9 protein-coding genes and 1 tRNA gene are annotated in these 12,395 nt (G+C 66.8%); 1 reads left to right on the top strand and 9 read right to left on the bottom strand.

Annotated features, from left to right (window positions below):
* Positions 1-102: 102 nt before the first annotated feature.
* The 5 genes from EZH22_RS01445 to EZH22_RS01425 all read right to left on the bottom strand — a co-directional run bounded on the left by EZH22_RS01445 (position 103) and on the right by EZH22_RS01425 (position 5,865).
* Positions 103-1,155 carry a DUF7146 domain-containing protein gene (locus EZH22_RS01445; protein ID WP_203194052.1) on the bottom strand — a complete coding sequence of 351 codons (1,053 nt, stop codon included), beginning with the start codon at positions 1,153-1,155 and terminating at the stop codon, positions 103-105.
* A gap of 92 nt (positions 1,156-1,247) precedes the next feature.
* Positions 1,248-3,311 carry a ParB/RepB/Spo0J family partition protein gene (locus EZH22_RS01440; RefSeq protein WP_203194051.1) on the bottom strand — a complete coding sequence of 688 codons (2,064 nt, stop codon included), beginning with the start codon at positions 3,309-3,311 and terminating at the stop codon, positions 1,248-1,250.
* 173 nt (positions 3,312-3,484) lie between these two features.
* Positions 3,485-4,681 carry a DUF932 domain-containing protein gene (locus EZH22_RS01435; RefSeq protein ID WP_203194050.1) on the bottom strand — a complete coding sequence of 399 codons (1,197 nt, stop codon included), beginning with the start codon at positions 4,679-4,681 and terminating at the stop codon, positions 3,485-3,487.
* Positions 4,682-4,996: 315 nt separating this feature from the next.
* Positions 4,997-5,071 (bottom strand) — tRNA-Gly (locus EZH22_RS01430).
* 317 nt (positions 5,072-5,388) lie between these two features.
* Positions 5,389-5,865: a cupin domain-containing protein gene (locus EZH22_RS01425; protein WP_203194049.1), complete on the bottom strand. Its 477-nt coding sequence runs from the start codon at positions 5,863-5,865 to the stop codon at positions 5,389-5,391.
* A 102-nt stretch (positions 5,866-5,967) separates the two neighbouring features.
* On the opposite strand from EZH22_RS01425, the gene ettA reads away from it, so the two are divergent.
* A complete protein-coding gene (ettA, locus tag EZH22_RS01420) occupies positions 5,968-7,623 on the top strand; it encodes an energy-dependent translational throttle protein EttA (protein ID WP_203194048.1) in 1,656 nt (551 codons plus the stop codon).
* A gap of 32 nt (positions 7,624-7,655) precedes the next feature.
* Here the strand turns inward: ettA and EZH22_RS01415 are convergent, their stop codons facing one another.
* The 4 genes from EZH22_RS01415 to EZH22_RS01400 all read right to left on the bottom strand — a co-directional run bounded on the left by EZH22_RS01415 (position 7,656) and on the right by EZH22_RS01400 (position 12,390).
* Positions 7,656-8,468 carry a DUF7946 domain-containing protein gene (locus EZH22_RS01415; RefSeq protein WP_203194047.1) on the bottom strand — a complete coding sequence of 271 codons (813 nt, stop codon included), beginning with the start codon at positions 8,466-8,468 and terminating at the stop codon, positions 7,656-7,658.
* Between the two features lie 917 nt (positions 8,469-9,385).
* Positions 9,386-9,676 carry a GIY-YIG nuclease family protein gene (locus tag EZH22_RS01410; RefSeq protein WP_203194046.1) on the bottom strand — a complete coding sequence of 97 codons (291 nt, stop codon included), beginning with the start codon at positions 9,674-9,676 and terminating at the stop codon, positions 9,386-9,388.
* Positions 9,677-9,815: 139 nt separating this feature from the next.
* The gene (locus tag EZH22_RS01405; RefSeq protein WP_203194045.1) at positions 9,816-10,496 is read right to left on the bottom strand and encodes a hypothetical protein; all 681 of its coding nucleotides are present in this window, start codon (positions 10,494-10,496) and stop codon (positions 9,816-9,818) included.
* A gap of 142 nt (positions 10,497-10,638) precedes the next feature.
* Complete coding sequence (locus EZH22_RS01400) at positions 10,639-12,390, bottom strand: solute carrier family 23 protein (protein WP_203194044.1); 1,752 nt, start codon at positions 12,388-12,390, stop codon at positions 10,639-10,641.
* Positions 12,391-12,395 lie beyond the last annotated feature (5 nt).

Below are 12,395 nucleotides of genomic sequence, written 5' to 3'. Positions count from 1 at the left end.
CGGGCCGGCGCGACTGCTGGCCGATCGCCCTCTGGAAGGCCAGGCTGCGGACCTCTTCGATGACGGGGAAACATTCACGCGCAGGGCGAGAGCGAGTCCGCTTCACCGCGCCCTGGATTCCCGGCGCAGCATCATGAAGCAGGTAACGTCCTCGGGTGCGATCTGACCTCGAATACTGGCCCGGACCGTATCGACACCAAAGACGCGCAGATCCTCGTTGAAGTCTCCGAGAGCTGGTGAGAGCACGATCGCCTCAATTCCGGCGAAAGCCGCTCGTGCGATGAGGCTGTCCCGCGCCCTGTCCCCGGCCGTATCATTGTCGCGAGCGATGTAGAGCCGCCGCAGCCCTGGCGGAAAGGCGATTGCGACGAGGTGCGCGGCAGAGAGCGCCGCCGCCATCGGGAGGTTAGGCAGCACACAGCGGAGGGAGAGGATGGTCTCGATGCCCTCGCCGGCGGCCATCACATCGTCCGTGCTACCGAAACGAACCGCGTGCCCGAGCAGGTGGCCCATGGCGCGCCGGGGCGTGGCGATGCTTGCCTTGTCCGATCCGTCGGGAGCGAGCCATGTCCGGTGGATGCCCATGACTCGTTGTCTGAGATCGGTGACGGCGGCGATCATGGCCGGCCGGGGTTGAATGGGCTCGGGTGGATCCGGGCGGTAATAGCAGCGCGGGTGAAAGCGCAGGCTTCCGGTTTCGTGCAAAGCCGTGATGCCGCGGTTCCCCAGATACGTCTCCACGATTGTGCCCGGAATCGACTGTGCGGCGGCAAACAGCCGTCGTGCCGAGATGACGGGATCACGTGAGGAGTTTTCCGTTTTGCACAACGGAGCCTGCGCCTCATGCACTGATCGGGGAATGCGCAGAAACATCTCGGCCTCTGCAGCCACATCGGTGAAGTGGGACAGGCCCCGACTTTCTCGGATCACGTCGAGGAGATCACCGTGCTCCCCCGTCGCTGCATCGGTCCATTTGCCGGCGGGGCCTTTCACGCTGTCCGTCAGCCGCACGAACATGGAGCGGCCGGGCGAGTTGCGAACATCGCCCACCTGCCAATAGTGCCCTTGCCGCCGACCAGCGGAGAGATAATGGCGGCAGACTGCCTCCGCCTGCCGCCCCAGCCGCCGGGCGAGATCGTGCGCAGCATCCGTCATGGGGACGCTCCAAGAAAATGGCCCGCCGTCCGGGCCACGCGATAGGGGGGATCGCGGAGCCACAGGCGGCGGGCCAGGTTGCCCGGGGAGGATTATTCGGCAGCGATCGAGGAGGAGATCGCTTCGGGCTCCTCAGTGTCGGCGAGGTCTTCGCTGTCGGCCATGGCCGTTTCGCCGTCGGTCTCCGCCGTTTCCTCGCCGACGGTGTCCAAGGGCTGGGTCCGCAGCGCCTCCGGGAGCCAGCCGCTGTCGGCAAGGAGGGTTTCGGCCTCCCGCGCCATGTCACCCTTCTTGAGGTGGGCGATCCGTTCCGCTGCACGTTCGCCCTTCGCCTCGCTAACCGCCTGCAGGATGCGGGCCTTGGTGACCCTGCCGAGGAAGGTGTCCACCGTGGGCTTCCATCCGACGGCTGCCATGTCGAGCGACACCGCCTGCGCCAGCCTATCGGCATGGGCGAAGGCGCGGGGACGGCGGTTCCAGGCCTCATGCACCGCATTGACCGAGAGGCTCACCACATGGGCGAACAGGGCGCCCCGGCTGTCACGGTCCCATCCACTCAGGGTGTCCCAGAGCGCGACCGACTCCTTGGGCAGCGCCTTGGCCCAGCTTTCGTGCCGGACACGGATCGCCTCGGCCGAGACGCTGTCGTTGAGGCCCGGCGCCTGGGCGTTGAAGGACACGCTCTTGAGTTCGAGCTCGAGGCAGCTGTCCGAGCCGTAGGCGTAGAAGGCCTTCAGCGTCAGGGCGTGGACTGCCGCGAGGAAGGCGATGTCAGGCTGCTCGCCGAGCGCATGGCGCAGGCCGAGGGTGCGATGGGTGGTCAGCTCCGTGAGCAGACGGTCGGAGATCGGGGCGAGGCCGTCTTCCTCCTCGGGCTCAGCGTGAGCATCGGGTGTGGCCGCCTCCTGGAGAGAAGTCGATGCCACATGGTTTGCATCATCGGTCTCGGTGGAAGTGCCATGCTCCTCTTCGACCGGCACCTCGTCCTCCGGGCGGACATAGCCCCGCTCCACCCGGAGCTTGCCGTCCTGGGCGATGCTGACGAAGGCGCCGGCGCGGCCGACCTCCGCCGGATCGAACGCGAGGGGGCGCGTATCAAAGGCCTCCAGCACCGCCTCGAGCTCACCGAGCCGCGCATCGACCTCTTCGGGAAGTTCGTCGGCATCGGCATGTTCTTCGGAGAGGCGATCATATGCGGCCTGGGCGGTCTCCCGCGCGGCCTCCTCCTCCGCCGTCAGCGGCGCGGGCTCGCCGCGCAGCTGGCGCAGGCCGTAGGTGTGGCCATAGGCAAAGTCCGGCGCGACCTCGGTCCACTTCCAGCCTTCACTTCGGATCGCGTCGGCCTCAATAGCGAGCTTCTCCGCCACCATGCGATCGACGAGGGTGACATCCTGCAGCCAGCCGCCGTCGTCGCCCTGGAACAGGTCGCGCAGCACCGTGCCGCCGGCCGTCTCATAGGCCTCGATGCCGATGAAGCGGGCCCGCTTGTCGCTGGCTCGGACGGCGCCTTCCGTCAGCATGCGCCGGATGACATAGGGCTGCTTGTCGTAAGCCTGGGCGAGACGCTCCAGCACCTGCTCCTGCCGCTCGTGGTCGCCGGACACGGTGAAGGCCATGAGCTGGTCGAGGGTGAGGCCGTCCTCGGCATAGGTGTCGAGGAGCTTCCGGGAAAGCGATGCAAGCTTCAGCCGCTGCTTCACCACCGCCACCGAGACGAAGAAAGCCGCTGCGATCTCCTCCTCGGACTGGCCCTTCTCCCGCAAGACGAGGAAGGCGCGGAACTGGTCGAGGGGATGGAGAGGGGCGCGCTGGACATTCTCGGCGAGGGAATCCTCCTCGGCGATACCGCCCTCCCGCACGATACAGGGCACGGGGGCGGTCCGGCCAAGGCGCTTGCGCTTCACCAGCAGCTCCAGCGCCCGATAGCGCCGTCCGCCGGCGGGGATCTCATACAGGCCGGTCTCGACGCCATCCGCATCGACGACGGCGCGGACATTGAGGCCCTGGAGCAGTCCGCGCCGGGCGATATCCTCGGCGAGCTCCTCGATGGAGACGCCGGCTTTCACCCGGCGGACGTTGGACTGGCTGAGCACCAGCCTGTTGAAGGGGATGTCCCGCGAGGGCGAAAGGGTGATCTTCTGAACAGACGTGGCCATGGGATGCTTCTCCGCGACGGGCGGCCGGAGAAGCTCTCTCTGGCCTCCAACCCGTCACGAAGCACGGCGCCGCCCTCTGCCTCTAAGGGCAGCGCCGCAGAACCGAGGATCCGGAATGCTGGGACCGCACGAAGCCGGAGACACGGCATTCCGCATCTCCGGCATTGCGGATCTCAGGCGGCACGGTCGAGAAGCTTCTTCGCCCGCGCTTCCAGATCGAGGCGGGCGTCCTGGTGCGGCTTGTCCCGCGCCACGGCGGTGATGCCTTGAACGAAGTCGAAGATGCTCTCGGGCTTGCGGCCTTCTTCGGCGAGCACGGTCTCGATCACCTTCTGCGTCTCCGACTTGGAGAAGCCCTTGCGTCGCAGGAACTCGGTACGGTCCTCGTCAGTGCGCGCCACGATGCGCTCGCGCGCCGCCTTGATGCCGTTGACGAAGGGCATGGGGGAGGAATTGGCGAAGCGCTCCAGAGCCGGCGCCGCCTGATGGGCGAAGCGGGACGCGGCATACTTGGAGTGGCGGATGGTGATCTCCTCGAAATCCTCCACGCCCCAGAGGTTGCGGTTCTGGCAGACGGCCCGCAGATAGAAGCTGGCGATCCCCAGTGTCTTGGCGCCCACCTCCGAGTTCCAGCAATAGAAGCCTCGGAAGAACAGGTCGGGAGAGCCATCCGGCAGCCGCCCGGCTTCGATAGGGTTGAGGTCGTCCACCAGAAACAGGAAGACGTCCCGGTCCGAGGCGTAGAGCGTGGTGGTGTCCTTGGTGATGTCGACGCGGGGATTGTAAATGCCGGTCGACCAATCGAGCACGCCCGGGACCTTCCAGCGGGTGTCACCGGTGCCATTGCCGGCGATCCGGCGCACGGCGTCCACCAACTCATGGTCGTAGATGCGGCCATAGTCGGGACCGGTAACGGCCCGGAGCTCGACGCGGCCGTCCTCCACCTCCAGTGTCTTCACCTGCTCGGCGCGGTGCGTCAGCAGGCCGTGCTGCAGGTTAATGCCGGCCAAGGGGGCTGGGAGCTGACGCAAATAGGCGGCGGGCGCCCCTATGAGGCTCGCAAGCTGGCCGAAGCTCCAATGGGTCGGGGCAACGGGAGCCTCCGCCCCGGGCAGTACAAGCGTCAGCCGGTCCGGAGCCTCCCGGCTCGCCTCGACGCGGATGGCGGCGCTCTCCACGGTGCGCGTCCGGCTCCGGTCGGACCGGCCGCGCACCGCGCCATAGAGCTCCAACAGGGACAGGTAGCGCTCGTCCGCCGGCCGGGAGAACCACTCAGAGGATACGCGGCCGATCCGCTCGCCGCGGCTCGCGTCCACTCTGTATCCGCCCGCCGCATCGCGGTGTCCTTCGAGAACCTGAACCTCGGTCATGGGATCAAACTCCATGACGGGCGCCGAAAGCTTCTCTCCCGGCCCTCAACCCGTCATGGCAAACCCGGCCAGCCTCTCGCTCTCGACTGACGACGGGGTGCGTTCCGCAAGCGGTGGGAGGCATGCCGAACAGCCGTGCCGCCCGTTCCGGGCTGTCGCCGACCGGCCGGGCAGGACGGTCGCCTACGCTGGAGCGCACCACGGCTTTCCCTGCCGCGCTTACCGCCTGCTTACCGAGATAGTCCATCTGCGGCCGGTAAGCAAAAAACGCCCTGCGGGGCGTTTGCCAACTATCTGATTTTCTTGAGAGAAACTTGGAGCGGGCGAAGGGATTCGAACCCTCGACCCCAACCTTGGCAAGGTTGTGCTCTACCCCTGAGCTACACCCGCATCCATCTGCCGGCGGCGCAGTGCGTCGCGGCAGGTGCGTGTCTATGCCAAAAGCCGGCGGGGAATGCAACAGGCTTTCGTGCCGACTATCCACAGCCCCGGTGTCCGGTGCGACGCCGGCACCCATCCGACCGGCTGCGGCGCTGGGATCGGCGGGGGGCTCCAGGGGAGGGGGCACCGCGCGGCGGGCGATCGCGCGTGTGCGCATCGCCGGCGCCTTGGCAGAGGCCGGCCCGTCCACGCGGGCGGGAAGGGGCGCAGGGAGGAAGAGGCGCGATCCGCCGCACCTGGCGCGCGCGCCCACCCGGCCCGGCGCGTCAGGTGCGGTGGATGGGGTCGATCCACTTCACGGCCTGCGGCTTCTCCACCGGCTCGATGTCGAGGTTCACCACCACCGGATCCTGTCCGGAGCGCACCAGCACGCATTCCAGCGTCTCGTCGGCCGAGGCGTTGATCTCCTGATGGGGGACAAAGGGCGGCACGAAGATGAAGTCGCCCGGGCCGGCCTCGGCCACATATTCGAGGTTCTCGCCCCAGCGCATGCGCGCCCGGCCCCGCACCACGTAGATGATGCTCTCCAGGTCGCCGTGGTGGTGCGCGCCGGTCTTGGCGTCCGGGTGGATGTGCACGGTGCCGGCCCAGATCTTCTCCGCCCCGGCGCGGGCGGCGTTGATGGCGGTGGCGCGGTTCATGCCCGGCGTCTGGGCGGTGTTGGGGTCGAGGCTGTCGCCGGGGATCACCTTCACCCCGTGCTCGCGCCAGTCCACCTTGTCGTGCGCGTGATCCAAGCCCATTTCTTCCTCCAGATCCCGGACGTCCGTTCCCTTGCCGCGTCCCTCCGGCGAGGCTAGAACGGCGCCAACTCTCACGCATCCCTTTTCAGGAGACGGCGGCCCATGGCGCCCTATCAGTATGCCTACCACATGCACGGCATGACCAAGGCCTATCCGGGCGGCAAGAAGGTGCTCGACAACGTGCACCTGTCTTTCTACCCGGACGCCAAGATCGGCGTGCTCGGCGCCAACGGCTCCGGCAAGTCCACCCTGCTGCGCATCATGGCCGGCATGGACAAGGACTTCTCCGGCGAGGCGCGCCCGGCCGAGGGCGTGCGCGTGGGCTACCTGCCGCAGGAGCCGCCGCTCGATCCCACAAAGAACGTGCGCCAGAACGTTGAGGACGGGGTGGCCAAGCAGAAGGCCATTCTGGAGCGCTACAACGAGCTCGCCATGAACTATTCGGACGAGACCGCGGACGAGATGACGCAGCTCCAGGACGAGATCGAGGCGCAGGGCCTGTGGGATCTCGATTCGAAGGTGGAGCAGGCCATGAACGCGCTCGGCTGCCCGCCGGACGACTGGGAGGTGACGCGCCTCTCGGGCGGCGAGCGCCGCCGCGTGGCCCTGTGCCGCCTGCTGCTGGAGCAGCCGGAGCTGCTGCTGCTCGACGAGCCCACCAACCATCTGGACGCCGAGACGGTGAACTGGCTGGAAGGGCACCTGCGCACCTATCCCGGCGCCATCCTCATCGTCACCCACGACCGCTACTTCCTCGACAACGTCACCGGCTGGATCCTGGAGCTGGATCGCGGCCGCGGCATTCCCTACGAGGGCAACTACTCCTCCTGGCTCGGCCAGAAGCAGAAGCGCCTGCAGCAGGAGGGCCGCGAGGACGAGGCCCGCCAGCGCGCGCTCGCCCGCGAGCAGGAATGGATCGGCGCCAGCCCCAAGGCGCGGCAGGCCAAGAACAAGGCCCGCATCCAGCGCTATGACGATCTGGTGGCGAAGGCCTCCGAGCGGCAGCCGTCGGCGACGCAGATCGTCATCCCCGTGGCCGAGCGCCTGGGGCAGAACGTCATCGCCTTCGACCACCTCAGCAAGGCGTTCGGCGACAAGATGCTGATCGACGATCTGTCGTTCAAGCTGCCGCCGGGCGGCATCGTCGGCGTCATCGGGCCGAACGGCGCCGGCAAGACCACCTTGTTCCGCATGATCACCGGGCAGGAAAAGCCGGATGGCGGCACCATCTCCATCGGCGAGTCGGTCAAGCTCGGCTATGTGGACCAGAGCCGCGACGCGCTCGACGACAAGAAGACCGTGTGGGAGGAGATCTCCGACGGCAACGAGGTGATCTACGTCGGCAAGAAGGAGATCCCCTCGCGCGCCTATTGCGCGGCCTTCAACTTCAAGGGCGGCGACCAGCAGAAGAAGGTGGGCATGCTCTCCGGCGGCGAGCGCAACCGCGTCCACCTCGCGAAAGTCCTCCAGCGCGGCGGCAACGTGCTGCTGCTCGACGAGCCCACCAACGACCTCGACGTGGAGACCCTGCGCGCCCTGGAAGAGGCGCTGGAGGATTATGCCGGCTGCGCCGTCATCATCTCCCATGACCGCTTCTTCCTGGACCGCATCGCCACCCACATGCTCGCCTTCGAGGGCGACAGCCACGTGGAATGGTTCGAAGGCAACTTCGCGGACTACGAGGAAGACAAGAAACGCCGCCTGGGCACGGATTCGGTTATTCCGAAGCGGATTCAGTATAAGAAGTTTTCGAGGTGAGGGGGTGAGGTGCTCCGCCTTGTCGGGGCACCTCAACTATTATCGAGGCTAGCTATATCGCGTCTGACTTTGATTACTTTTATTTTTTTGACCCTACCGTCGAGGGTTCTAATCGCGCGGTATTTGAATGCGACGGCGCTCTGGAGATTTTCGCCTAAGCGTCTACGCCGAGCATACGATGAAAAACTCCATATAAGTGCTTCAATTGATTTTTCGTCGGCCATAGTATTAATTTCGAACGGTATAGTGCGGAGCTCCTCAAAGTCAAATGCTCGCCCATATCCAGAGTTGGAATTGAAGCTTGCCACACTGAAAATCTTAGAGCTTAATACGTTGTCTTCTTCAAATGCATTTACGAATGATTTGGTTGCAGCGTTAAAATTTACGGTATTATGACTTCCTGTGATAATAAATATATTGCTAGCTCCGTTTCCTACTATTTTATGTCCCTCTCTTAGGGATGGTTCGATTGCCTCGACAAGGGCGGAGGTGTCTCCTGTGCTTATTTCTTCGCTTGTTTCCAAGTCTTCGATGGTTTCATGTGCTGATCCGCCCACAGCGCGTGAAAGCATTGAAATGATAAAATGCCCCAAAAGGCCAGACGTTATTCCAACGGATATATCATATCCAATTTTCATTGCGTCTGGATTGGTTATTAATTCAAATAATGTCTCAAAGCTTCCTGGATTTTGAGTTAGTAAATTGAACTCAAATTTAATATTTTCAAATCGCCTGTGCCTTACGCGACCCTCGTCTAGATAGTTCGTTGTCATCAATATCGCACGGGAAATTCCATAAAGACTTTGAATTGCATCGTATGCGGGGAGCTTATGGGTGTCAGCCATTTCTCCTTCAAACTTGATTAGAAGTGGCGTTCGCACGTCTAACCCTCCCCCCTTTCGACCAGTGCGGTGATAGCCGCATCCTATATTGCTCTCATCGAGACCATTCTTCGCTATATCAACTCAAGATTGTTTTGGTCAATTTTTCTCCTCATCAGATCCTGGGTAGGCTTGGGTGCATGCCTAGTTGCAGCGCCCCAGCTTGCCACCTTCTCCCCGATCCGCAAGCCCCCGCGCCCGAACCACCCGCGCGCCCCGGCCGACTGCAGCGGAGCGGAAGGAGAGCCGGGGCCCGGCGCAAGGGCCCCGCCGCAGGCGCTTCTGAAACCAGCCGCCCTCCGGCATGGACCGCTGCGCGGGAGTCTCGCGCTGGACCCCGGATCAGCGCTCCGGCTTCGCCGTCGCTTGTCCGGGGAGCGGTGCCCCGGAGCACGCAGCGCGGCGGAATGCGAGCCGGGGCCCAGCGCAACGGCCCGCCGCAGGCGCTTCCGAAACCAGCCGCCCTCAGGTTTTGCCCCGCTGCGCGGACGTTCTGCGCTGGACCCCGGATCAGCGCTCCGGCTGCGCCGTCGCTTGTCCGGGGCGCGGTGCCGGCGATGCCGTCGCCGGGCGGGGGGGCACCCGCGCGCCCCGGCCGACTGCAAGGAATCGCCGCAGCGCTTCCGAAACCAGCCGTTCTAAGGTTTCGCCCGCTGCGCGGAGGTTTTGCGCTGGACCCCGGATCGGCGCTCCGGCTGCGCCGTCGCTTGTCCGGGGAACGGCAGCGCGCACCGGACGCACTTCTTCAGCCCACCACACTCAGGTTTTGCCCGCTGCGCGGGAGTCCTGCGCTGGGCCCCGGATCGGCGCTCCACCTGCGGTGTCGCTTGTCCGGGGAACGGGCGCCGGCTGCGCCGTCGCTGATCCGGGGAGTGGAGCGCTCAAGACAGCCAATCCTCCGCGAGATCGCGCCAGTCGGGATTGTCGCGCTCGATGAGGGCGAGCTTCCAGGCGCGGTGCCATCTCTTCAGGCGGCGTTCGTGAGCGCGGGCAGCGTCGAGCTCGTCGAACAGGTCCAGATGCACGAGGAGATGCACGCCATATTGCCAGGTGAAGCCCGGCACCGCGCCGGAGCGATGTTCGCACAGGCGGCGGGCGATGTCGTTCGTGACGCCCACATAGAGTGTCCCGTTGCGGCCGCTGGCGAGGATGTAGACGGCGAAGCCGGGCATGAAGAGGAAGCTAGCATGGCGGTCGATCGGCCCGCGATGGTTGTCCCACCCTCGCGCCCCGGCCGACTGAGCGTCAGCGCAGTGGAAGGAGAGCCGGGGCCAGCGCAAGGGCCCGCAAGGCCTGCTCACCCCTCCCGGATCAGCGCCGGGCTCTGGTTGATGGTGGTGCCCGTGGCGTCGGGGATGAATTCCAGCGGCACGGCGAAGGCGCGGCCGCAGCCGCTGACGGTCCAGGTTTCCCACCAGGGGCCGCGCGCCTCGGCCTCGGTCGCCGGTTCGCGCGGGGGCTGCCGTGCAGGCCGTAGGCCTCGAACCGCGTGTTGGTGACGGTGAGGTCCGGGCAGCTCTCCATGCGCAGCTTCACGCCGGTAAAGGCGTAGAGGAGCGCATCGCGCTGCAGCACCAGGTCGGCATGGGTGGTGCCGGGCAAGGCGACCACCGGGATGATGCGTCCCCGCTCGCCCACCGAGAAGAAGATGTTGATGACCGTGTCGATGCCGCAGCCGGACACCGGCGATCGCGACCACCAGGCGCCCGACCGGGGCTGGCCGTTCTTTGCGAACGTCACGTCCTTCGCGATGGTCACGGTGGAGTCCGGCGACGACAGATCGGGGCAGGGTGGAAGCACCGCCGGCGGGATGGCGTCGCGGGCCACGGCGAAGGCCGCCTTGTAGAGGTCCGAGGCGAGGAAGGCGCGGAACTTGGCCGGGTCGGTCTGCGCGCGGGCGGAGGATGCGGAAAGGTCGCCCGCCAGGGCTGCTGCAAGCACCGCCGCGGACGTGCTCAGGCGAGATCGGCGCGCTCCGCGGGCCTTGACCATGGCGTTCCCCCCGCCCCCTCGATACGGGTCGTTTGGGCCCGCCATCCTCGCGGTGGATACCACCATGGATCGCCTCCCGGCGCAGCCGCGATTTTCGCGCCCGGGCGATGCTCCCTGCCGGTCCACCTGCCACTGGTCCACCTTACTGGTCCACTTGGCACACCAGCTCGTGGCGCCCGTCCGAAAGCGTGCGCCGGGTGAGGCGGTCGGCGATGCGCTCCATGAGCAGCAGGGTGATGCCGTTCAGCATGGCGTCCTCGTCCACCCCGTCGTCGAAGGTGGGCGCCGGGCCGGGCTGCAGGGGGCGACCCTGCCAGACGAAGGCGAGCTCCAGCACGTACTCGTCGAATCGCGTCGTCACCGCGACCTGTGCGCCTTCCTGTGCGCCCTCCCGCGTTCCCACCAGCGAGCGCGCGGCGGTGGCGAATTCCTCCGCCAGCTGCACGAGGCGGGCGACCGCATCGGCGCGGGCGCCGTCGATGCCGCCGGCGTCGAGCAGGAACTGGCGCAGCGGCGGGAAGCCGGCGGCCGGCGCCCACGCCATGCGGTTGGATTTGCGCGCGCCGATGCGGAACAGCGCGTTCAGCGTCAGCGCGGTGAACAGGCCCAGCATCAGCGACGAGCTGACCACCGATTGCAGCGCCGGGGAGAGGTTCTGCGCGTAGAAGGCCGGCAGCTCGTCGAAGGAGACGCCCACCAGGAAGCCGAGCCCCACCACGATGGTGCGCCGCGCATCGAGCAGCCGCTGCCCGAGGATCGCGACGCCCGACAGCACGATGAAGGCGGAGGCGAACAGCAGCGCCGCCCCCAGCACGCCGCGCGGAATGGCCATCACCACGACGGTCGAGCCGGGCAGGCAGGCGAGCGCGATCCAGCCGATCCCCACTGCGAGCGCCACCCGGCGCGCCAGCACCTCGGTGGCGACGGAGAGGCCGACGCTCGCCGAATAGGTGTTCAGCCCCATGGTGCCGATGAGGCCGGCCGAGAAGGTGCCGAGCCCGTCCGCCAGCACGCCGGCCTCGATGTTGGCATAATCGGGCCGCTTCCAGTCGCGGTTGTTGGCCCGCTGGCTGGCCACCATGTCACCGAAGCTGCGCAGGGTGCAGGCGAGCGCTCCGGCGAGGAAGCCGGGCAGCAGCGCCGCCTCGAAGCTCGGCGTCACCAGCGGCCAGACCAGCGGCCAGGTCAGGGGCCATGCGAGCAGGTCGGGCGGTCCGGCGGGCGGAACCCCGGTCGGCGGCGCGCCGAGCCCGGCGGCGAAATGGAAGGCGGTTCCCGCGGCGAGGCCCACCAGAACCGCCATGGCCCGCAGGCGCGGGCTGCCCCACACCGCCAGCACGATCATGGTGGCGAGCGCCGCCAGCGCCGCCCCGGTGCCCGCGAGGCTGAGCGGGTGCGCCTCGTCGAAGCCGACGATCAGCTTGAATGCGACGATGCCGAGGATGATGCCGATCATCATCACCACCAGCCCGACGATCTCGATGGGCAGGAAGGGCCGGAAGCGGCCCATGACGCGGCTGAAGACGATCTGCGTCAGCCCGGCGGCGATGGTCAGGCCGGCCACCGCCTCGAGCCCGCCGGTGCGCGCGGCGGCGAGGGCGGCGGGCAGGTAGGCGGCGGTGAAGACGGCGGGCAGCAGGAAGCCGCTGCCGATCTGCGGCAGGCCGAAGACCCGTCCGCCCCACGCCTGGAGCAGGGTGGAGATGCCCATGGCGAGCATGGCGAGGGCGAGGTAGCGGGTCTGCGTGGCCGCGTCGGCGCCGGCGGCCTGGGCGACCAGCAGCGGGAAGACCAGCGTCACCGCCATCAGCCCCATGTGCTGGGCGGCGGAAGCGAGGAGCACGGCCGGCGGGGGGCTGGACTTCAGGTCGTAGCGCAGCCTCGCGGTGACCATACGCA

This window comes from Xanthobacter dioxanivorans, from assembly GCF_016807805.1.
GTDB classification, from domain to species: domain Bacteria; phylum Pseudomonadota; class Alphaproteobacteria; order Rhizobiales; family Xanthobacteraceae; genus Xanthobacter; species Xanthobacter dioxanivorans.
Note: the sequence above shows the minus strand (reverse complement) of the source record. Positions and strands in the feature narration are given on the sequence as shown.

Coding starts and splice junctions, on each gene's coding strand:
- EZH22_RS01400 (WP_203194044.1), bottom strand. CDS start 12,390: ATGGTCACCGCGAGGCTGCGCTACGACCTGAAGTCCAGCCCCCCGCCG.
- EZH22_RS01415 (WP_203194047.1), bottom strand. CDS start 8,468: ATGGCTGACACCCATAAGCTCCCCGCATACGATGCAATTCAAAGTCTT.
- EZH22_RS01440 (WP_203194051.1), bottom strand. CDS start 3,311: ATGGCCACGTCTGTTCAGAAGATCACCCTTTCGCCCTCGCGGGACATC.
- EZH22_RS01410 (WP_203194046.1), bottom strand. CDS start 9,676: ATGCCCGGCTTCGCCGTCTACATCCTCGCCAGCGGCCGCAACGGGACA.
- EZH22_RS01435 (WP_203194050.1), bottom strand. CDS start 4,681: ATGACCGAGGTTCAGGTTCTCGAAGGACACCGCGATGCGGCGGGCGGA.
- EZH22_RS01445 (WP_203194052.1), bottom strand. CDS start 1,155: ATGACGGATGCTGCGCACGATCTCGCCCGGCGGCTGGGGCGGCAGGCG.
- EZH22_RS01425 (WP_203194049.1), bottom strand. CDS start 5,865: ATGGGCTTGGATCACGCGCACGACAAGGTGGACTGGCGCGAGCACGGG.
- ettA (WP_203194048.1), top strand. CDS start 5,968: ATGGCGCCCTATCAGTATGCCTACCACATGCACGGCATGACCAAGGCC.
- EZH22_RS01405 (WP_203194045.1), bottom strand. CDS start 10,496: ATGGTCAAGGCCCGCGGAGCGCGCCGATCTCGCCTGAGCACGTCCGCG.